Here is a 19717-nt window from a genome sequence, read left to right on the forward strand (position 1 = left end):
TGGGCCGAGCGGGGGGTGGNCGTCCTTGGTGACCACGACCGGGTCGAGGAGGTAGGACGGAACGACCTTCTCGCCGTTGTCGTAGGTCTCGGTGTCGTTGACCTCGGGCTCCTCGCCCGCACCGACGGCGACGATCATGTCGACGGTCACCTTCGCGAGCTCGCGGGTGTCCTTGAAGATCGTGGAGTACTGCTCACCGGCGTTGATCGACTTCACCGACTGCACCTCGGCGTCCTGACCGGTCACGACCGGGAGGTCGGCGGTGGTGTAGCCGTTGCCCTTGAGTGCGGCGATGATGCCGAGAGAGAGGCCGTCGTAGGGCGAGAGCACGCCCTGGACCTTCTTGGAGGCGTACGTCTTGGTGAGGATGTCCTCCATGCGCTTCTGCGCGGTGGCGGGGTCCCAGCGCAGGATCGCGGCCTGCTTGAAGTCCGTCTGACCGGAGGGGATGACGATCTCGCCGGACTTGATCAGCGGCTCGAGCACCGACATGGCGCCGTCCCAGAAGAAGGTGGCGTTGTTGTCGTCCGGCGAACCACCGAAGAGCTCGACGTTGTAGGGGCCCTCGCCCTTGGCCTTCAGGCCCTCGACGAGCGAGGTGGCCTGCTGCACGCCGACCTGGAAGTTGTCGAAGGTCGAGTAGTAGTCGACGGCCTCGGTGTCGCGGATGAGGCGGTCGTAGCTGATCACCGGGATGTCCTGCGACTCAGCGGTCTCGAGGACCTCGCCGAGCGCGGTGCCGTCGATGGCCGCGACCACCAGGACGTCGACGCCCTTGGTGACCATGTTCTCGACCTGGGAGACCTGGGTCGGGATGTCGTCCTCGGCGTACTGCAGGTCGACGTCGTAGCCCTCAGCCTCGAGCTGCTTCTTGATGTTGTTGCCGTCTGCGATCCAGCGCTCCGAGGACTTGGTCGGCATGGCTACACCGACAGTGCCCTTGTCGCCGCCCTCGCCGCCGTCGCCGCCGCCGCATGCCGCGAGGCCGAGCGCAAGCGCTGCCGCGGTGATCGTGGTGAGTACCTTGCGCACTTACCTGCTCCATTTCATCTACGGCCGCGTCGGTAGGCCTACGCGCCGCTGTCGGGGGGTGCCGGGAGATCGGCGCACGGGCCGGCTCCCAGGTGAGTCACATCACAGATGTGAACGCTCACATCGAGACAATGTGCCTCTTCATGTCCGAATGCGTCAAGTGCAGGACGACGATGTTTCCGACTCGTGACTTACGGGAGGCTCCGTTGATCATCTGCGCTACACAGCGGACTCACAGACAAGCCCCGAGGCCGTCCCGTCACAGATGACGTACGCCGACCAGCGCCCCGGCGCCGTCCGGCCAGGTGACCTGGATCGACTCCGCGCCGTCGGCGTCGGAGCCGTCGACGACGCGCTTCACGACGATCGCGAAGCTGCCCGCGTCCACGCGGGTGTCGGCACCGTGGGAACGGATGGTGACGCCGTCGAAGTGCGGCACCGCGTTGCGCGACCACGAGCCGGTGCCGGTCGCGGTGACGACGCTCTCGCGACGTTCAACCAGGCGGCCCCGGTCGTAGACGTCCATCGGCTCCTGGGTCGCGCCGGTGAGCGCGGCCGTCAGCAGGGCCCGGACCGCCACCGCGTCGGCGGTGGCGTCGTAGACGTAGCGCGTGCCCAGCGCCGAGTGTTCGGTGGTTGCCATCAGGAAGTCCTCGGCGCCGTCGAGGGGCGCCTCCCGGTAGGAGACCGGGAGGTGGACGACGGACTCGCCGACCTCGAGGAGCACGCACTCGATCCCGACCCGTCCGGCCGGGTCGTCGAACCGGTAGGAGCCGATCGTGCCGGTCAGGTCACCCTCGCACCACGTCCGGGTGGCGAGCCAGGCGCCGAAGATCTCTCTCTTCGACGGGGTGAGGGTGGCCTTGTGAACGATCGACATGACCGTTATCTACCAGTTCAGGACACCTTGTGGCTATCGCCTTCGCCGTTCGGGGTGGTGTCGCCCTCGGAGCCGGCCTCGGAGTCGATCTCGGCGTCCTCCTTGGCGCGAGCGGCCTCGACCGCCTTCGCGGCCCGGGCCTCGACCTTCTCGGCGAAGGCCCGGCGCTGCGGGTCGAGCACGAAGAAGGAGAGCACGCCGCTGATCACGAACGCCAGGATCACCGCGAAGAAGATGTCCACCTCGCCCGCGACGAGCGACCAGATGCCCGCCACGATGCCGAAGGTGGCGACCAGCGACAGCAGCCGCAGGCCGGTGTAGATCCAGAACTCTTTCATCGTGAGGCTCCCTCGGTGAGCTCGACGACCGCCGGTGCTGCGGGCGCAGCGTACGAATGCTGCGAGGTCGAGGAGAAGTAGTTGATGCCGATGAAGTTGAACCACAGCGTGGCCAGCCCGATCAGCGCCACGATCGCGGCCTTCTTGCCCTTCCACCCGGCGGTCGCGCGGGCGTGCAGGTAGCCGGCGTAGACGACCCAGGTGATGAACGCCCAGACCTCCTTGGGGTCCCAGTTCCAGTAGGAGCCCCAGGCCTCGTGTGCCCAGATCGGTCCGGAGATCAGCACCCCGAAGGTCCACACCGGGAACGCGAAGGCGTGGATCCGGTAGGAGACCCGGTCGAGGTTGTCGAGATCGGGCACCCGCGCCAACAGAGCGGCGTCGGGGAAGCGGCTCTTGAGGAGGTACGCCGCCGAGGCGATGCCGCCCAGCGTGAACCCACCGGTGGCGATGATGGCCGCGATGACGTGGATGACGAGCCAGTAGGAGTTGAGCGCCTCGGTCAGCGGCGCGACCGGCTCGTAGAGCCCGACCACGGCCAGCATCAGCACCACGACGGTGAAGCCGAGCACCCACGGCGCCATCCAGGACAGCTTGAGCCGCCGATGGAGAGCGACGTACGCAGCCGCCACCACGAACGAGCCGGAGATCGTGAACTCGTACATGTTGCCCCACGGCACCCGGTTGGGGTCGGCGGCCATCCCACGGCCGACCAGCGCCAGCAGGTGGCACGCGACCGCGATGGCGGTCAGGAGCAGGCTGAGGCGTCCGAAGAGAGCGGCGCGCTGCTCGCGTACGGCAGCGGCGGGGTTCGCTGCGGCGTCGGTGTCGTCTGCCGGGGCACCGGCGCCGACGAGCTCCTTCTCCGCGACCTCGGCCCTGGCGCGCGACTGCCAGGCCGACCACTCGACCAGCGCGCAGAGCAGCGCCAGGAAGTAGACGACGCCGGCGGCCGTGATGGCCTGGTTGCTGAGAACGCCCCAGGTGTGGTCAGTCATCGGTTCTCCTCCTGTGTTCGCGCGCCTCGTAAGGTCTCCGCAAGGCCGGCGACGACGGCTGCGGTGTCTCCACCGCCGGAGCGGTCGAGGGCGGCGATCTCGACCAGTGTGCGCCCATCGACTCGGCGGGCGCGAACCCACACCCGTCGCGAGCGGATGAAGAGGGACCCGAGCAGCCCCACGAGGGCGAGGGAGACGCCGAGGAGCGCCCACTCCTTGCCGGGTGACTTCGAGATCTGCACCCGGTTCCACTGCTGGACGTCGTCGAAGGAGATCGACCCCAGTCCGTCGGGGAGCTCGGCCGTCTCCCCGAGGCGCAGGTTGAAAGCCTTGCCGGTCTCGTCGGGCGACATCATGTTGGCCTTGGAGGTGTCGAGCGCGTAGACCGACTGGGGCCCGGCGTCGAGGTTGAGGTCGCCCCGGAAGCCCTGCAGCGAGAGCATCGCGTGCGACCCGTCCCCGATGTCGCCCATCAGGTTGACCGGCTCACCGTCGACGGTGCCCTCGAACGGGTAGAACAGCCCCTGGAAGCCGAGCTCCTCGGGCGAGGCGTAGGGCGCCTTCACGACCCCGAAGGAGAGCAGGTTCTGGCTCTGCGGGAGGAAGATCGTCGGGCCGGAGTAGGCGACGTCGCCCTTGCCGTCGCGCACGGTGATCACCGGCGCGTAGCCGTGGGCGAGCAGGAAGACGTCGGTGCTGCCGATGGTCAGCGGGTGGTTGACCCTGAGGTCGTAGGTCTTCTCGTCGCTCGTTCCCGCTGTGTAGCGGATCTTCGAGTTGAACCCGCGCGCGGTCCCGGCGCCCGCGCCTGTGCTGAGCCACTCGGCCTTGAAGTCGTCGATCTTGAAGCTGAAGTCGTCGAGGTCCTCAGGAGCGAAGAGCGAGCCGGACTTGAAGTCGTCGTACTGCGACAGCTCGTTGGCGAAGCCGTACTCCTCCCCCACCAGCACGATCACGCCGCCCTTGTAGCCGAACAGGCTCCCGGTCGCGAACGCGACCAGCACGATGATCAGCGACATGTGGAAGATCAGGTTGCCGGCCTCGCGCAGATAGCCCTTCTCGGCCGAGACGGAGTCGCCGTCAGCGTCTTTCCGGATGCGGTAGCCGCGCAGCTGCTTCCGCGCCGCGGCGAGCACCTCCGCGGGCTCCTCGTCGGTGACGTACGTCGTGGAGTCGGGCAGCCGGGTCAGCTTGGCCGGCGTCGCCGGCGGCTCGGCCCGCATGGCCCGCGCGTAGACGAGGCACCGCGGGATGATGCAGCCGACCAGCGAGACCATCAGCAGCAGGTAGATCGCCGCGAACCACGGCGTCGAGTAGACGTTGAAGAGCCCGAGCTTCTCGTAGATCGGCGTCAGCGTCGTGTGGGCCTCGCGCCACTGGTCAGCCTTGAGCGAGTCGACGCCGTCCTGCGGGATCAGCGACCCCGGGACGGCCGCGAGCGCGAGCAGCAGCAGCAGGATGAGTGCCGTACGCATCGAGGTCAGCTGGCGCCAGCCCCAGCGTGCCAGCTCGCGGGCGTTCAGCTCGCCCGGGCGGCGTACGTCCGCCGGCTCTTTCAGATCGGTCACAGCGCGATGCCCTCCCAACGCTGGACGAGCTGGACCTGCAGCCACTGGACGCCGTTGTCCCACCAGCCGGTGAGCATGGCGACGCCGATGAGGATCATCAGCACGCCGCCGATGATCGTGATCGCGCGGGTGTGCCGGCGGAACCAGGTGAGCGCGACGGTGGCCTTGCGCCACATCACCGCGACGAGGATGAACGGGATGCCGAGCCCGAGCGCGTAGACCGCGAGCAGCAGGCCGCCGCGGGCGGCGGTGCCCTGGTCCCAGGCGAGGCCGGCGATGACGCCCAGCGTCGGTCCGGTGCACGGGGTCCAGGCGAGCCCGAAGAGGAAGCCGAGCAGCGGCGCCGCGGCCAGGCCGACCGCCGGCACCTTGTGGAACTTCAGGTCGCGCTGCAGCAACGGGATGAAGCCCATGAACGCGATCCCCATGATGATCGAGAGCACGCCGAGAACCTTGGTGCCGGTCTGCTGGAACTCGAGCAGCTTGTACGCGATCCCGCCCACGGTGATGCCCATCAGGACGAAGACCACCGAGAACCCGGCGACGAAGAGCAGGGCGCCCGCGAGCATGCGGCCGCGGCGTACGTCACCGGAGGCGAGGTCGGCGCCGGACAGGCCGGTGGCGTAGGAGAGGTAGCCCGGGAGCATCGGCAGCGTGCACGGCGAGACGAACGAGAGGAACCCGGCCAGCAGCGCGACCGGGATGGCCAGCATCAGCGACCCGCTCCCGGCGGTGCTCGCGAACCAGTCCGTCACGACTTCTCACCAGCCGCGGAGATGAGCTCGTCGAGCGTACGTGCCGAGGGGATCTCGCCGCGGATCAGCGCCGCCACGCGCCCCTCGGTGTCGAGGATCGCGGTGGCCGGGATGGCGCGCGGCGCCAGCGAGCCCTTCAGCGCGAGGACGGCGGCTCCGTCGGGCGAGTAGACCGACGGGTACTCCACGCCGTAGTGCCGTTCGAAGGCCAGCCCCTGGGCGGCCGAGGCGTCGCGGGTGTTGAGCCCCACGAAGGCGACTTCGTCGCCCAGCTCCTCGTAGGCGGCCTGGAGCATCGGCATCTCCTTGCGGCACGGCGCGCAGCCGGTCCACCAGACGTTGAGCACCGTGACCTTGCCCCGGGTGTCGGCCAGGTCGAACGGCTTGCCCTCGAGGGTCTCGCCGGTGAGCTCGACCGGCTCCCCGCGGTCGGCGACCGGGATCTCCTGGGTGCGGCCGTCACCGGAGATGTAGCCGGCTTCGTTCGTGCCGGTCTGCCCGCAGGCAGCAAGCAGCCCCACCATGACCACGGTGAGGAGAAGACCGCCAAACCTGTAACGCACGCCCAGGACTCTGCCTAACAAAACTGAGAGACTTCTAATCTTCCGAGTCGCCGGCCGAGAACGGCGCGTACTTGTCCTTCGCCGGGAGCATGTCGCCGGCCGGCTCTCCGTAGGAGAGCGCGACGAACTCGTCGTCGACGAAGTGCAGCGAGGTCAGCGAGCACAGCGCGCACTGGCGGCGGCGCGGGTCGTGCAGGAAGCTGCGGCCCTCGATGTGGAGCCGGGTGGTCCAGATCGGCAGCTGGTGGGAGACGATGACCGCCTCGTGGCCCTTCGCCTGGTCCCGGGCGTCGTGGATCGCGGCCATCATCCTGGCCACGATCTCCAGGTAGGGCTCGCCCCACGACGGCTTGAACGGGTTGACCAGCTTCGGCCAGACCTTGGGGTCCTTCAGCGGGCCCAAGCCGTCCTTGAAGCTCTTGCCGACGAAGAGGTTCTCCGACTCGAGCACCCGCTCGTCGAGCGAGATGTCGACGCCGAGCGCCTTCGCCAGCGGCCCGGCGGTCTGCTGGGCGCGCTCGAGCGGGCTGGAGATGACGTGGGTGATGTCCTGCCCGCCGATACGGTCGGCGACCCGCTCGGCCATCCGCAGGCCGAGCTCGGAGAGGTTGAACCCTGGCCGGCGCCCGTAGAGGATCCCCTCCGGGTTGTGCACCTCACCGTGGCGCAGCAGGTGGACCGTGGTCTCGATGCCATTTCCCTGGGACGTCATGCCTTCACCTTTACAGCAGCCTCGGCGGCGTAGGGAACCGCCTCCGTGATCTGGGAGAGCGCCCGCTCGTCGTGGGCGGAGGAGAGGAACCAGGCCTCGTAGGCGCTCGGCGGCAGGTAGACGCCCTGATCGAGCATGGCGTGGAAGAAGGCCTTGTACGCCGTCTCGTCGGTGGTCTTGGCCTCGTCGAAGTTGCGCACCGGCTCGTCGGTGAAGAAGACCGAGAACATCGTGCCGGTGGACTGGATGACGTACGGGAGACCGACCTTGGTGAAGCTCTCCTCGATCGCGGCCTTCACGACGTCGGCGGCCCTGGTGATGTGGTCGTAGACCTCGTCGGTCGCCAGCCGCAGCGTGGTCAGGCCCGCGGTCGTCGCGACCGGGTTCCCGGAGAGCGTGCCGGCCTGGTAGACCGGCCCGTCGGGGCTGAGCGAGCCCATCACGTCGGCGCGGCCGCCGAAGGCCGCCGCCGGGAAGCCGCCGCCCATCACCTTGCCGAAGGTGACCAGGTCGGGCGTCCAGCCCTCGTTCTTGCCGTCCAGACCCCACTGCCCCTGCTTGCTGGCCCGGAACCCGGTCATCACCTCGTCGGAGATGAACAGGGCGCCGTTCCTCGTGCAGGTCTCGCTCAAGAACTGGTTGAACCCGGGCTCCGGCGGCACGATGCCCATGTTGCCCGGCGAGGCCTCGGTGATCAGGCAGGCCACCCGGCCGGCGTACTCCTCGAACGCCGCCGTGACCGCGGCTCGGTCGTTGTACGGCAGCACGACGGTGAGCTCGGTGCTGCTCTCCGGGACGCCCGGGGTGCCGGGGATCGCGTGGGTGACCAGCCCGGAGCCGGCGCTGGCGAGCAGCGAGTCCACATGGCCGTGGTAGTTGCCGGCGAACTTCAGGATCACGTCGCGCCCGGTGAACCCTCGTGCCAGCCGAATGGCCGACATCGTCGCCTCGGTGCCGCTGCTGACGAACCGCACCTTCTCGACCGGCGCTCGCTCGACGATCGCCTCGGCGAGCTCGACCTCGGGCGTGGTCGGAGTCCCGTAGGACGTGCCCCGGGCGACGGCCTCCAAGACCGCGGCCTGGACCTCCGGATGTGCGTGGCCCAGCAGCATCGGGCCCCAGGAGCAGATCAGGTCGACGTACTCGTTCCCGTCGACGTCGGTCAGCCACGCCCCCTTCGCCTCCCGGATGAAGCGCGGCGTCCCGCCCACCGCGTTGAAGGCGCGCACGGGCGAGTTCACGCCGCCCGGCGTCACGGCCTTCGCGCGGGCGAAGAGCGCTTCGGATGCCGCTGCGGACAGGGGTGCGATGTCGTGAGGCACCGCAGCATTGTTCCCCAGACCACGTCGATTCCCCATTTCTCCGCCCCGGCGCGGCACAGCGCAGCGGCGGATCTGCGCGGCGGCTCCGATGACAACCCGGATCCTGGTCATTCGTCTTGGTCACCTACGCTGGCGGCATGGGCTTCCTACTGGCGAAAGACCTCTGATGGCGCGCGTCTCAGCCGACGTACGCCGCGAACGCTTGGTCGAGGCCGCGATCCGGGTGATGGTCCGTGACGGCGTCGCCAAGACCACGACGCGCTCGATCGTGGCGGAGGCCGACATGCCGCTCGGGGCCTTCCACTACTGCTTCCGCTCCAAGCAGGAGCTCCTGGAGAACGTCATCGAGGCGATCACCGGGCACACGCTCAACCTGGCGCTGGTGGAGATGCGCGGCGAGGAGTCGTTCGAGGAGAAGCTGCAGGCGGCGCTCAGGGCGTACTGGCAGCACGTCATCGCCAACCCCGACGAGCACCAGGTGACCTACGAGCTGACGCAGTACGCCCTTCGTCAGCCGGGCCTGGCCACGGTCGCACGCCGTCAGTACGAGACCTACCTGGAGGCCAACACCCAGGTCCTCACCGTGCTCGCCGAGTCCACCGGGGTGACGTGGGACCAGCCGATCCCCATGCTCGCGAGATACCTCACCGCCAACATCGACGGCCTCACCCTGCTGTTCCTCAACGAGGGCGACGCCGAGGCCGCCGGCGCCGCGCTCGACTTCGCCGCGGCGCACGTCGCCTCCATGGCCAGATCGGCGTAGCCACCGGGTCTTTGGACCGTTGACCCGGTCATGCGACCAACTCTAGGATGCGGCGTACGTCACACACCCTGGAGGCACTGTGAACGCCATCCGCACGCTGCTCTGTCTGGTTCTGATCGGCTTCGTGGCGTTCGCCCCGCCGGGATGGTCGTCGCCGCCGGACCAGTGGTGGGAGCCGGCCGACCGGCCGGCGCCCGACTCCCAGGTCAACGTCACCGGCAAGCCGTTCACCGGCACCGATGCCAAGGGTGACGTACGCGGCTTCGCCGACGTCCACAACCACCTGATGACCAACGAGGCGTTCGGGGGCGAGCTGGTCTGCGGCAAGCCGTTCTCCGACGCCGGGGTCGCCGACGCGCTCGAGGACTGCGCGGCGCACTACCCCGACGGCTCCGGCGCGCTGCTGGAGAACCTCACCGGCGCGGAGCCGGACGGCAAGCACGACCCGGTGGGCTGGCCGACCTTCAAGGACTGGCCGTCATACCGCACGATGTCCCACCAGCAGAACTACTACTCCTGGCTGGAGCGGTCGTGGCGAGCCGGGCAGCGCGTCCTGGTCACCGACCTGACCAGCAACGGCGTCATCTGCTCGATCAACCCCAACCGCGATCGCGGCTGCGACGAGATGGAGTCGATCCGGCTGCAGGCGGAGAAGACCTACGACCTGCAGGACTTCGTCGACACGATGTACGGCGGCGAGGGCAAGGGCTGGTTCCGGATCGTCACCGATCCGGCACAAGCCCAGCAGGTCATCGAGGACGGCAAGCTCGCCGTGATCCTCGGCGTCGAGACCTCCGAGCCGTTCGGCTGCAAGCAGGTCCTCGACGTCCCGCAGTGCAGCAGGGCCGGCATCGACCAGGGCCTCGATGAGCTGCACGCCCTCGGCGTACGCAGCATGTTCCTGTGCCACAAGTTCGACAACGCGCTCTGCGGGGTGCGCTTCGACTCGGGCACGACCGGGACGATCATCAACGTCGGCCAGTTCCTGTCGACGGGCACCTTCTGGCAGACCGAGAAGTGCCGCGGCCCGCAGCACGACAACCCGATCGGCGACGCGCCGGTCCCCGAGATCGAGGAGAAGCTGCCCTCGGGCACCGAGGTGCCGACGTACGACGACGACGCGCAGTGCAACACCCGCGGCCTCTCCCGGCTCGGCGAGTACGCCATGCGCGGGATGATGCAGCGCGGCATGCTCGTCGAGCTCGACCACATGAGCGTGAAGGCCACCGGCCGCGCGCTCGACATCCTCGAGTCGGCCGACTACCCCGGCGTCATCTCCAGCCACAGCTGGGCGGACCTCGGCTGGGCCGAACGCGTCTGCGGGCTCGGCGGCTTCATCGGTGAGTACATGTTCGGGCCCGAGGAGTTCATCGGCGCCGCCGGGCGGACCGAGGCGCTGCGCACCGAGTACGACAAGGGCCTCGGCATCGGCACCGACTTCAACGGCCTCGGCTCCCACCCCGCTCCCCTGGGTGCCGACGGACCCAGCCCGGTGACCTATCCGTTCCGCAGTGTCGACGGCGGGTCGCTGATCGACCGGCAGGTCACCGGCGAACGGGTCTGGGACGTGAACACCGACGGCGGAGCCCACGTCGGCCTGGTCCCGGACTGGATCGAGCAGATCCGCCGCCTCGGCGGCACGGAGGCCGTCCAGGACCTGATGGGCGGAGCCCAGTCCTACCTCGACACGTGGGGCGCCGCCTCCGACTACACGCCGCCGAGCAACCTCGCGGCCGGGTCGCGTGCCACGGCGAGCTCGTCGGAGTGGAGCGCCTTCACCAGCTTCGCACCGGGACGCGCCATCGACGGCGACACCGGCACCCGCTGGGCCAGCGACTGGAGCGACGACCAGTGGTTCGCCCTCGACCTGCGCAGCGAGCGGACCGTGGGCCGCGTGGTCGCCGACTGGGAGAGCGCCCACGCGGCGGCATGGAAGGTCGAGGTCTCCTCGGACGGTACGACGTGGCGGACGGTGTGGTCGACCGACACCGGGAAGGGCGGGGTCGAGACCGCGACCTTCGAGCCGACCACCGCTCGCTACGTACGCATCCACGGCGTCAGCCGCGCCACCCGCTACGGCTACTCCCTGTGGGAGGTCGGGGTCTATGACCGCTGACCTGCGCGGGCGGCGATGAGCTCCCGGAACCAGCGGAACGAGTCCTTGGGAGTACGCCGCAGCGTGTCGTAGTCGACGTGCACGAGCCCGAAGCGCTCGGCGTACCCCTCCGCCCACTCGAAGTTGTCGAGCAGCGACCACGCGAAGTAGCCGCGTACGTCCACGCCCGCGGCGATGGCGTCGGCCACCGCCCGCAGGTGCGCGTCGTGGTAGTCGATCCGGGCCTGGTCGTGGACTCCCCCGTCCTCGGCGACGGTGTCGTGGAACGAGCAGCCGCTCTCGGTGACGTAGACCGGCGGCAGCGCGTCGGCGTACCGCTGGTGGAACTGGGCCAGGATCTCGGTGAGCCCGTCGGGGACGATAGCCCACCCGAAGTCGGTGGTGGGTACGCCGACGAGCTGGCGCGGCTCGAACGGAAGCCCCTCCGGCATGATCGCGCCCTCGAGCGCCGGGCCCTGGTCGCCGCCGGATCCGGGGGCGCCGACCAGCACCGGCTGGTAGTAGTTGATGCCGTACCAGTCGAGCGGCGTCGAGATCACCTTCAGGTCCTCCGCCACAGGTCCTGGCATCATCGAGGTGATCAGCTCGTCGGGGTACTCGCCGCGCAGGATCGGGTCGGAGAACAGCCAGTTGGTCAGCGTGCCGAACATCTCGGCCGCCTCCCGGTCCTCGGCCGAGTCCGACGCCGGCCGGGCGGGCTGGTGGTTGGACGCGATGCCGATGTTGCTCGCTCCGGCCGCCCGCAGCGCGGAGACGGACAGGCCGTGGCCGAGCAGAAGGTGATGGGCCACCGGCAGCGCGTCGAAGCCGAGCGCCTGGCCGGGGGCGTGGGTGCCGAGCGCATGCCCGAACATGGTGACCACGACCGGCTCGTTCAGTGGCATCCACATCGAGACCCGGTCGCCGAGGCGCTCGCCGACGATCGCGGCGTACTCGGCGAGGCGGAGCGAGGTGTCGCGGTTGAGCCAGCCGCCGGCGTCCTGCAGAGTCTGCGGCAGGTCCCAGTGGTAGAGCGTCGCGGCCGGCTTGATGCCCGCCTCCAGCAGCCCGTCGACGAGCCGGTCGTAGAAGGCCAGACCCTCGGCGTTGGCCGGCCCGGAGCCGGTCGGCTGGATACGGGGCCAGGCGACCGAGAACCGGTAGGCGTCCACGCCGAGGTCCTTCATCAGCGCGATGTCCTCGGGGTACCGGTGGTAGTGGTCGCACGCGACCGTCCCGGTATCACCGTTCTTGATCCGGCCCGGCTCTGCGCAGAACGTGTCCCAGATCGACGGCCCACGGCCGCCCTCCTCGACGGCACCTTCGATCTGGTACGACGCGGTCGAGACGCCGTACACGAAGTCGGTGGGGAGCCGCAGGCTGGGCAGATCAGGGTGGGTGGTCACGAGTTGTCTCCTATCGAACGGACTTGATCCGGTAGACCAGGACGGCGCCGGTCAGCGTCACTCCGGCGGCGACGGCGTACAGGGTGGAGTAGCCGCCGAGCACGCTCACGATCGGCGCGGCGACGACGGGGGCGAGCACCTGCGGCAGCGAGTTGGCGATGTTGACGACGCCGAGGTCCTTGCCGCGGTCGATCGCCTCGGGGAGTACGTCGATCATCAGCGCGAGGTCGACCGAGGTGAACACGCCCATGCCGAGACCGAGGACGGCCACACCGATGATCGCGGCCGTCCAGGAGTGGAAGCCGGCCAACGAGAGGGTGCCGGCAGCCATCACGACGCCGGCGACGGTCACGAAGATCCGGCGGCGGTCGAACCGGTCCGACAGCCATCCGCCGACAACGACCGTGATCAGCAGAGCGAGGGAGTTGACCGCCGAGAGCAGGAAGACGCCGGCCTCGGGGTTCTCGTGGTGAACCGCGTCGTCGAGGTAGAAGAGCAGGTAGACCAGCCCGATCGAGAACCCGAGGTTCATCAGGAAGCGGGTGAGCCACGCCCAGCCGAAGTCGGGGTGCAGACGAGGGCTGATCCAGAAGCCACGGAGGAACGTTCCCCACGAGAACGATGGCCGGTCAGCGAGGCCGAGGACCAGGTCGCGGCGCATCGCGACGTACGGCGCGCTCGCGATCACCAGGAAGACCGCGCACGCGAGATAGCCACCGACGATCCCGCCCGCAGCCGCCGCGAGCCCGGCGCCGACGACGGCGCCGACGGTCTGGGCGAGGCCGAGGAAGCCGCCGATGGTGCCGCGCTGCTGGTGCGGCGCATGGTCCGGCACGGCCGCGGTGATCGCCGCGAAGTTCGCGTTGAGGGCGATCTGGGCCAGGCACCAGCCGATGGCCACCACGACGAGGTTCGGCGCGAAGGCCAGCAGCACCAGGCTGGCCACGCCTCCACAGATGCCGAGGACCGTCCACGGCAGTCGACGGCCGTAGCGCGACGTGGTCCGGTCCGACAGCGCACCGAAGACCGGGTTGGCCACCGTCGAGCAGAGCGCGCCGATGCCGACGACCCAGGCGAGCGCGGCCTCCTTGTCGTCACCGGCGAACCGCTCCGCCTGCATCCCGAGCAGCGTCAGGATCGGTCCGAACCATGCGGTGAAGAGACCGACGTTGGCCAGCGAGATCGCGGCCACCCATGACTTGGGGGCAGGCTTGACCGGCTCGTCCAGCGCCGACCGAGTGAGCTCAGAGCTGGTCACGTTGGCCGCCGATCAGCTGCTGATACCAGGAGTAGGAGTCCTTCGGCGTCCGCACCAGGGTGTCGTAGTCGATGTGCACGAGGCCGAACCGCTGGGTGAAGCCGTGGGTCCACTCGAAGTTGTCGGTCGGCGACCAGACCCAGTAGCCACGGACATCCGCGCCCTCCTCGATCGCCTGGTGCACGGCGCGCACATGCGCGTCGAGGTAGGCGATCCGGCCGTCGTCGTGGATCCTGCCGTCGGCACCGGGTTCCTCGGTGCCGGGCTGCTGCGAGGTGCCGTTCTCGGTGACGATCAGCGGCGGCAGGTTCTCGCCGTACCGCTCGGTCAGCGTCAGCAGGACCTCGCGCAGGCCGTCGGGGCTGATCTCGCCGCCGAGCCCGGTCTTGGGCCCGTCGACCTCGACCGCCCGGAACGGCATCTCCGCCGGGATCTCGTGCTCCTGGATCAACGACGGCTCACCGGTCGGGGCGGCAACTCGCTGCGGGCTGTAGTAGTTGACGCCGTAGAAGTCGAGCGGGGTCGAGATGACCTCGAGGTCTTCGGCGACCGGACCGGGCATCCCCTCGGCATACCCCTCAGGGTAGCGACCGAGGAGGATCGGGTCGCCCCAGATCCAGTCGGTGAGGTCGGCGCTGAACGCAGCGGCGGCGAGGTCCTCCGGACTGTCGGTGGCGGGCCAGGTCGGTGCGTGCGGGTTGGCGGTCCCGACGCTGCGGCCGCCGGCCGCACGGATCGCCTGGACGCTGAGGCCATGGGCGAGCAGCTGGTGGTGGACGGTCGGCAGCGACTCGAAGAGCAGCTCCTGCCCGGGGGCGTGGCCGCCGATCGCATAGCCGAGCAACGAGAGCACCACCGGCTCGTTGAGCGGGATCCAGTACGCCGCGCGGTCGGCCAGCCGCTCGGCCACGACCGCGGCGTACTCACCGAAGCGGAGCGCGGTGTCTCGGCTCATCCAGCCGCCGGCTTCCTCGATCGGCAGCGGGGTGTCCCAGTGGTAGAGCGTCGGCGCCGGCTTCAGACCGGCCGCCAGCATCTCGTCGACGACCCGGTCGTAGAAGTCCAGGCCCTTCGCGTTGACCTCGCCCGACCCGGTCGGCAGGATCCGCGGCCAGGCGATCGAGAACCGGTAGACGTCGGCGCCGAGGTCACGTACCAGCGCGATGTCCTCGGGATAGCGGTCGTAGAAGCCGGCGCTGGTCGCCGGCGTCGATCCGTCGGCGATCCGCCCGGGCTGCTCGCAGAACACGTCCCACGTGGACCGTCCCCGCCCGTCGGCGCCGAGCGCGCCTTCGGTCTGGTACGCCGAGGCGCCGACACCCCACTCGAAGCCAGCGGGGAATCGGGGCGGCAGCCGGGTCATGGCCCTGACGATAACGCGAATACCGAATGTCCGCTAGGTTTTCGTTCGGGCCACCTAGACTGCCACCATGTCCAGCCGAGCCCGTGGTCCTTACGCCAAGTCCGCCGACCAGCGGCGCCGGATCCTCGACGTGGCTCAGGACGTGTTCGGGCGCCGCGGCAGCCATGGAGCGTCGCTGCGGGAGATCGCGGACCTGGCCGGCATGAGCCAGGCCGGGGTGCTGCATCACTTCGGCTCGAAGACGGGTCTGCTGATGGCCGTGCTGGAGGAGCGTGACCAGGCCTCGCGCCAGCAGCCGGACACCGGCGCCACCTGGGACGAGCAGGCCCAGGTGGCGCGGAGCATGTTCGAGCGGGCCATCGCCGACCGCGGGCTGACCCAGCTGTTCACCACCGTCACCGCCGAGTCGATCGTCCCCAGCCACCCGGCCCACGACTTCACCGTCGCCCGCTACCGGCGTACCGTCGCCGAGTTCACCGCAGCGCTGACCGAGGCCGCACCGGCCGAGCCCGAGCCGGGCGTGGCACCCGCTACGGACCTGGAGGGCGTCGCGCGCCTGGTGATGGCGGCCATGGACGGCCTGCAGCTGCAGCACCTGCTCGACCCGGACGCGAACGTGCTCGGAGCCTTCGACATCCTGCTCGAAGCGCTACCTCTTCTCGCCCCGCGCTCGCCCGGCTCGACGGACTGACCGACGTTCCGCGGAGAGCTCAGTCCTTCGTGTTGCGGGGGTGGCCGTAGAGCGTCTTGATGAGCCGGGTGAGCGTCCGGATGTTCGTGGCCTTGAACGGCATGCCATGGAGCTCGTTCTTCATGCCGAAGCGGGTCACCAGGATCGACTGCCGTTTGGTGAACTTCCGGATGCCGTCCCGCCCGTGCCGGGCACCGAGACCGGAGTCCTTCCATCCGCCCATCGGCAGCTCGAGCGCGAAGTAGTTGGCCAGCGCGTCGTTGACGGTGACGGTGCCGGCCTGGAGCTCGCGCGCGATGCGCTGCCCCTTGGCGAGGTCCTTGGTGTAGACCGCCGCCTGCAGGCCGTACGCCGAGTCGTTGGCCAGCCGCACGGCCTCGGCCGCGTCGGCGACCTTCATGATCGGCAGCGTCGGGCCGAACGTCTCCTCGCGCATGCACGCCATGTCCTGGTCGACATCGACCAGCAGCGTCGGCTCGAAGAACCGCCCCTCGCCCTCGCGTACGCCTCCTCCGGTGAGGGCCTTCGCACCGCCGGCCACCGCGTCCTCGACGTGCCGGGTGACGGTGTCGAGCTGCGGCGGGAAGGTCAGCGACCCCGACTCCGAGGTGCCGAAGCCGGTCGACTCACCGACGCGCAGCGACTCGAAGCGCTCGGTCATCAGGGCAACGAACTCGTCGTAGACCGGCGCCTCGACGTACACGCGCTCCGAGGAGGTGCAGGTCTGGCCGGAGTTGTGCATCGCGCTGAAGAGCGTCACGTTCGCGGCGCGCTCGAGGTCGGCATCGGCCAGCACGATCACCGGGTCCTTCCCGCCGAGCTCGAGGCTGCACGGGATCAGCCGCTCGCCGCAGCACCCGGCGACCTTCTTCCCGGTCCGGGTGGAGCCGGTGAACATCACCGCATCCACCTGCTCCACGAGCGCCGCGCCCGCGGCCCCGGAGCCGGTCGCGACGCCGAAGACGCCGTCGGGCAGGCCGATCTCGCGGGCCATCTCGGCCATCAGCACCGACGTGAGCGGAGTGACCTCCGACGGTTTGAGCACGGCGGTGTTGCCGGCCGCGAGCGCCGGGATCACGTCGCCGAAGTTGTTGAGGAGCGGGTTGTTCCACGGCCCGATCACGCCGACGACGCCCACCGGCTGGTAGCGGACGACCAGCTTGCGCCCGAGCACGAACGGAGACCGGCTGGTGATCTTCTCGTCGGCGAGGTACTCCGAGGCGTGCTTGGCCCAGAACGCGCTCGCGACAGCGCCGTACATCACCTCGATGTTGGCCTCGTCGATCGACTTGCCGTTCTCGGCGTGGATCGTCTCGGCGATCTGGTCGGCGTTGTCGAGGAACCACTTCTGCATGCGGCGCAGGTAGCGGCCACGGCCGGCGTACCCGAGGGCGGCCCAGGCCGGCTGCGCGGCCCTGGCGGTGGCGACGAGCGCCTCGACCTCGGCTGGACCGAGGTCGGGAACGCTCTCGATCGTCCTGCCTGTCGACGGGTTCTCGACCTCGATGACAGCACTCATGCCTTGCTCCTTACCTGGGGGGCGAACCGGGATGCCATCAGCAACAGGACCGGGCTGAGCAGCAGCGGCAGCACGAACATCGCGCGGTGGCTGACCTGCTCGGCGACGGTGGCGATGGCGACGGCGGCCACGAGGTAGCCGACGTAGTTGGACACGTTGACCCGGGCGACGGCCTGGCCGCCACCGTCGGCGTCGAGATGACCGGCCGCGACGAACGACAGCGGCGGGATCATCGCCAGGCCGGCGCCGAGCAGGCCGAAGCCCACGATCGCGACCCACACCGACGGCGCGGCGACGACCAGCGCCATCGAGACGATCGCGACGAGCCCGCTGATGCGCACGGTCTGCACCGGTCCGATGCGGCGTACGACCTTGTCACCGAACAGCCGGGTGATCAGCAGCACCGCCTGGTACGCCGTGAAAGCCAGGGCCGCCGCGCTCTGCGTCGACGACAGCCCATCGACCAGGTAGATGCCACCCCAGGCCGAGATCGACGAGTCGAGGAACCACATCACGAAGGTGGGTACGGCGAGCAGCAGGACCGGCAGCCACGGCACCTGCGGTGCGTGCGGCGTGTGATCACCGGCGTCGACATGGCCGTCGATGGGGTCGACCACCAGCAGGTCGCCCAGCAGCGCGACGTTGAGCACGAGCCCGACCGCGCAGATGATCGCGAACGACAGCAGGAGCGACCAGCCCAGCTCCAGGGTCAGCGCCGCATAGCCGCCGCCGATGACCGCGCCGAGGCTCCACATGCCGTGGAAGCCGACCATGATGCTGCGGCCGTAGCGGTCCTCGATGCCGACGCCCTGCATGTTCATGGCCGCATCGATCTGACCGACGAAGAGCCCGTACGCACACACCGCGACGACCAGGCCCGCGACGCTGTCCGGGAGCGAGACGAGCAGCGTCGCCACCGACGCGCCGACGAGCGCGACCCTGAGGACCCTGGCGCTGCCGAAGCGCGCCGCGGCGTAGCCGGCCAGCACGCTGCCGACGGTCGACGCGATCGCCACCCCGCCCAGCAGCATGAGCACCTGGTAGTCGCTCAGGTCGTGCTGGTCCTTGATCGTGGGCAGCCGGGTGATCAGGGACGCGAAGGTGAAGCCCTGGATGCCGAAGGCCGCCCAACAGGCCCGGCGGGCCGCGCGTGGGGGCGCGGCGGTGGCGGTCGTGGTCATAGGAACGTCTTTCCTTCTCCTCGGTAGGTCGCGACGGCGTCGACGACGCTGCCGTCGTCGACGAGCACCAGCTCGTCGACGTGCTCGCAGAGCTCGCCGGCCTTGGTGTGGCGGAACCAGACCCGGTCGCCGATCCGGAGACGGGCAGCCGCAGCACCGGTCAGCGGCGTCTGCACCTCGCCCGCTCCCTCGGACGGCACCAGACCGAGGCCGCGCGGCCACACCGGGATCGGGAGCCGGTCCTTGCCGGCCGCTCCGGAGGCGATCCAGCCGCCGCCGAGCACCGTCGCGTGGCGCGGTGAGGGGCGGCGTACGACCGACAGGACGAAGTACGCCGCAGGCTGGGGGTGGAACCGGGTGTAGTGGTCGAACAGGTGCGGGGCGAGCAGCCCCGAGCCCGCGGCCACCTCGGTCACGGCATCCTCGGCGGCGCTGGTCTCGATGCTGCCGGTGCCGCCGCCGTTGACGAACTCCAGCGGCGCGACGCTTCGCACAGCGGCCACGGCGGCGGCGCGTCGTTCGGCCAGCTCGTCGACGGACCTCCGCTGCATCGCCCGAACGAGGTGCTTGGACAGACCCGGCTGGTTGTCGCCCATCCCCGCGATCTGGCCCTCGTAGGCCATCACGCCGACCAGCTCGCAGCGCGGGTGGGCCACGACTGCCCGGGCGAGCGCGGCCGCCTGCTCGGGCGCGTGCACGGGCGAGCGCCTGGCGCCGAGGTGCACTCTGCCGGAGGCCAGGCGGAGGGAGGCGTCGAGCTCGATGCAGATCCGGATCCGCGGACCGCTGGCGCCGGCCGCGGCGGCGATCAGCTCCAGATGCTCGACGCTGTCGATCATCAGCGTCACCCGGGAGGCCAGCAGGTCGTCGTCGGCGAGCCGCCGGATGGCGGCCGTGTCCGCGGTCGGGTAGCCGACCACCACGTCGTCGATCTCGCGCGCGAGCCAGAGCGCCTCGGGCAGGGTGTAGGCGAGCACACCCTGGAAGCCCGGCATCGCCAGCGTGCTCCGCATCAGGGCACGGCAGCGCACGGACTTGCTCGCGACGCGGATCGGCTTGCCGCCGGCCCGCCGAACCAGGTCGGCAGCGTTGGTGCGCAGCGCGGCCACGTCCACCACGGCGTACGGCGTGGGGAGGTCGGCGGTGGCGGCTTCGAGGTCGTCGAAGGAGGCGCGCGCCCGCGTCGGGACGGTGAGATCCAGCATTCATCGAGCATGGACCGACCCCCGAATTAGGTCAAGTGTCCAAGACTATTGACCTTTGTTGTGACCTG

Annotated in this window: 17 protein-coding genes and 1 pseudogene; 3 read left to right on the top strand and 15 right to left on the bottom strand. The window is 69.7% G+C overall.

The features are described from left to right. Positions 1–30: 30 nt before the first annotated feature. From chvE to hemL, 9 genes and pseudogenes are all read right to left on the bottom strand, one after another. A pseudogene (gene chvE, locus ACFX43_RS10200) lies at positions 31–1032 on the bottom strand (multiple monosaccharide ABC transporter substrate-binding protein); the annotation flags it as partial. A 259-nt stretch (positions 1033–1291) separates the two neighbouring features. Beyond that, positions 1292–1912 carry a hypothetical protein gene (locus tag ACFX43_RS10205; RefSeq protein WP_378820195.1) on the bottom strand — a complete coding sequence of 207 codons (621 nt, stop codon included), beginning with the start codon at positions 1910–1912 and terminating at the stop codon, positions 1292–1294. 17 nt (positions 1913–1929) lie between these two features. Next, positions 1930–2250: a DUF4229 domain-containing protein gene (locus ACFX43_RS10210; protein WP_378820198.1), complete on the bottom strand. Its 321-nt coding sequence runs from the start codon at positions 2248–2250 to the stop codon at positions 1930–1932. Next, positions 2247–3248 (bottom strand): c-type cytochrome biogenesis protein CcsB, encoded by a 1002-nt coding sequence (ccsB, locus tag ACFX43_RS10215; protein WP_378820200.1) that lies wholly within the window; start codon positions 3246–3248, stop codon positions 2247–2249. Before ccsB ends, ACFX43_RS10210 begins: the two co-directional genes overlap by 4 nt. Further along, a complete protein-coding gene (locus tag ACFX43_RS10220; RefSeq protein WP_378820203.1) occupies positions 3245–4816 on the bottom strand; it encodes a cytochrome c biogenesis protein ResB in 1572 nt (523 codons plus the stop codon). The genes ccsB and ACFX43_RS10220 overlap by 4 nt, the downstream gene beginning before the upstream one ends. Next, positions 4813–5571, bottom strand: coding sequence for a cytochrome c biogenesis CcdA family protein (locus tag ACFX43_RS10225; protein WP_160025716.1), 759 nt, complete (start codon positions 5569–5571; stop codon positions 4813–4815). The genes ACFX43_RS10220 and ACFX43_RS10225 overlap by 4 nt, the downstream gene beginning before the upstream one ends. After that, positions 5568–6134, bottom strand: a complete 567-nt coding sequence (locus tag ACFX43_RS10230; protein ID WP_378820206.1) for a TlpA family protein disulfide reductase — start codon at positions 6132–6134, stop codon at positions 5568–5570. The genes ACFX43_RS10225 and ACFX43_RS10230 overlap by 4 nt, the downstream gene beginning before the upstream one ends. A gap of 34 nt (positions 6135–6168) precedes the next feature. Continuing rightward, entirely contained in the window at positions 6169–6846 is a 678-nt protein-coding gene (locus ACFX43_RS10235) for a histidine phosphatase family protein (protein ID WP_378820209.1), read from the bottom strand. Then, positions 6843–8168 (bottom strand): glutamate-1-semialdehyde 2,1-aminomutase, encoded by a 1326-nt coding sequence (gene hemL / locus ACFX43_RS10240; protein ID WP_378820211.1) that lies wholly within the window; start codon positions 8166–8168, stop codon positions 6843–6845. Before hemL ends, ACFX43_RS10235 begins: the two co-directional genes overlap by 4 nt. A gap of 166 nt (positions 8169–8334) precedes the next feature. Here hemL and ACFX43_RS10245 point away from each other — a divergent pair, with 166 nt between their 5' ends. Then, positions 8335–8931, top strand: coding sequence for a TetR family transcriptional regulator C-terminal domain-containing protein (locus ACFX43_RS10245; RefSeq protein WP_355229719.1), 597 nt, complete (start codon positions 8335–8337; stop codon positions 8929–8931). Between the two features lie 79 nt (positions 8932–9010). After that, positions 9011–11047 (top strand): discoidin domain-containing protein, encoded by a 2037-nt coding sequence (locus tag ACFX43_RS10250; protein ID WP_378820214.1) that lies wholly within the window; start codon positions 9011–9013, stop codon positions 11045–11047. Here ACFX43_RS10250 and ACFX43_RS10255 read toward each other — a convergent pair. Genes ACFX43_RS10255 through ACFX43_RS10265 form a run of 3 tightly spaced genes read right to left on the bottom strand, consistent with a single transcriptional unit; the run spans position 11035 to position 15053 of the window. Beyond that, on the bottom strand, positions 11035–12432 hold the full coding sequence (locus tag ACFX43_RS10255; protein ID WP_378820217.1) for a GH1 family beta-glucosidase: 1398 nt from the start codon (positions 12430–12432) through the stop codon (positions 11035–11037). The two genes, ACFX43_RS10250 and ACFX43_RS10255, sit on opposite strands and share 13 nt — an antisense overlap. Positions 12433–12442: 10 nt before the next feature. Continuing rightward, positions 12443–13690, bottom strand: a complete 1248-nt coding sequence (locus tag ACFX43_RS10260; protein ID WP_378820220.1) for an MFS transporter — start codon at positions 13688–13690, stop codon at positions 12443–12445. Then, complete coding sequence (locus ACFX43_RS10265) at positions 13677–15053, bottom strand: GH1 family beta-glucosidase (RefSeq protein ID WP_378820222.1); 1377 nt, start codon at positions 15051–15053, stop codon at positions 13677–13679. Before ACFX43_RS10265 ends, ACFX43_RS10260 begins: the two co-directional genes overlap by 14 nt. A gap of 67 nt (positions 15054–15120) precedes the next feature. Here ACFX43_RS10265 and ACFX43_RS10270 point away from each other — a divergent pair, with 67 nt between their 5' ends. Then, a complete protein-coding gene (locus ACFX43_RS10270; RefSeq protein WP_378820225.1) occupies positions 15121–15744 on the top strand; it encodes a TetR/AcrR family transcriptional regulator in 624 nt (207 codons plus the stop codon). Positions 15745–15763: 19 nt separating this feature from the next. Here the strand turns inward: ACFX43_RS10270 and ACFX43_RS10275 are convergent, their stop codons facing one another. From ACFX43_RS10275 to ACFX43_RS10285, 3 genes are read right to left on the bottom strand one after another with little or no spacing between them, the layout of a single operon-like run. Beyond that, positions 15764–17263, bottom strand: coding sequence for an aldehyde dehydrogenase family protein (locus ACFX43_RS10275; RefSeq protein WP_378820228.1), 1500 nt, complete (start codon positions 17261–17263; stop codon positions 15764–15766). After that, complete coding sequence (locus ACFX43_RS10280) at positions 17260–18444, bottom strand: MFS transporter (RefSeq protein ID WP_378820229.1); 1185 nt, start codon at positions 18442–18444, stop codon at positions 17260–17262. Before ACFX43_RS10280 ends, ACFX43_RS10275 begins: the two co-directional genes overlap by 4 nt. After that, on the bottom strand, positions 18441–19649 hold the full coding sequence (locus tag ACFX43_RS10285; protein ID WP_378820232.1) for an amino acid deaminase/aldolase: 1209 nt from the start codon (positions 19647–19649) through the stop codon (positions 18441–18443). Before ACFX43_RS10285 ends, ACFX43_RS10280 begins: the two co-directional genes overlap by 4 nt. Between the last annotated feature and the right edge of the window lie 68 nt (positions 19650–19717).

This window comes from Nocardioides sp. YIM B13467 (assembly GCF_042788075.1).
GTDB lineage: Bacteria > Actinomycetota > Actinomycetes > Propionibacteriales > Nocardioidaceae > Nocardioides.

Excerpts from the sequence above, each read along its gene's own strand:
- ACFX43_RS10205 (WP_378820195.1), bottom strand. The coding sequence starts at position 1,912 with ATGTCGATCGTTCACAAGGCCACCCTCACCCCGTCGAAGAGAGAGATC.
- ACFX43_RS10210 (WP_378820198.1), bottom strand. The coding sequence starts at position 2,250 with ATGAAAGAGTTCTGGATCTACACCGGCCTGCGGCTGCTGTCGCTGGTC.
- ccsB (WP_378820200.1), bottom strand. The coding sequence starts at position 3,248 with ATGACTGACCACACCTGGGGCGTTCTCAGCAACCAGGCCATCACGGCC.
- ACFX43_RS10235 (WP_378820209.1), bottom strand. The coding sequence starts at position 6,846 with ATGACGTCCCAGGGAAATGGCATCGAGACCACGGTCCACCTGCTGCGC.
- ACFX43_RS10245 (WP_355229719.1), top strand. The coding sequence starts at position 8,335 with ATGGCGCGCGTCTCAGCCGACGTACGCCGCGAACGCTTGGTCGAGGCC.
- ACFX43_RS10265 (WP_378820222.1), bottom strand. The coding sequence starts at position 15,053 with ATGACCCGGCTGCCGCCCCGATTCCCCGCTGGCTTCGAGTGGGGTGTC.
- ACFX43_RS10270 (WP_378820225.1), top strand. The coding sequence starts at position 15,121 with ATGTCCAGCCGAGCCCGTGGTCCTTACGCCAAGTCCGCCGACCAGCGG.
- ACFX43_RS10275 (WP_378820228.1), bottom strand. The coding sequence starts at position 17,263 with ATGAGTGCTGTCATCGAGGTCGAGAACCCGTCGACAGGCAGGACGATC.
- ACFX43_RS10280 (WP_378820229.1), bottom strand. The coding sequence starts at position 18,444 with ATGACCACGACCGCCACCGCCGCGCCCCCACGCGCGGCCCGCCGGGCC.
- ACFX43_RS10285 (WP_378820232.1), bottom strand. The coding sequence starts at position 19,649 with ATGCTGGATCTCACCGTCCCGACGCGGGCGCGCGCCTCCTTCGACGAC.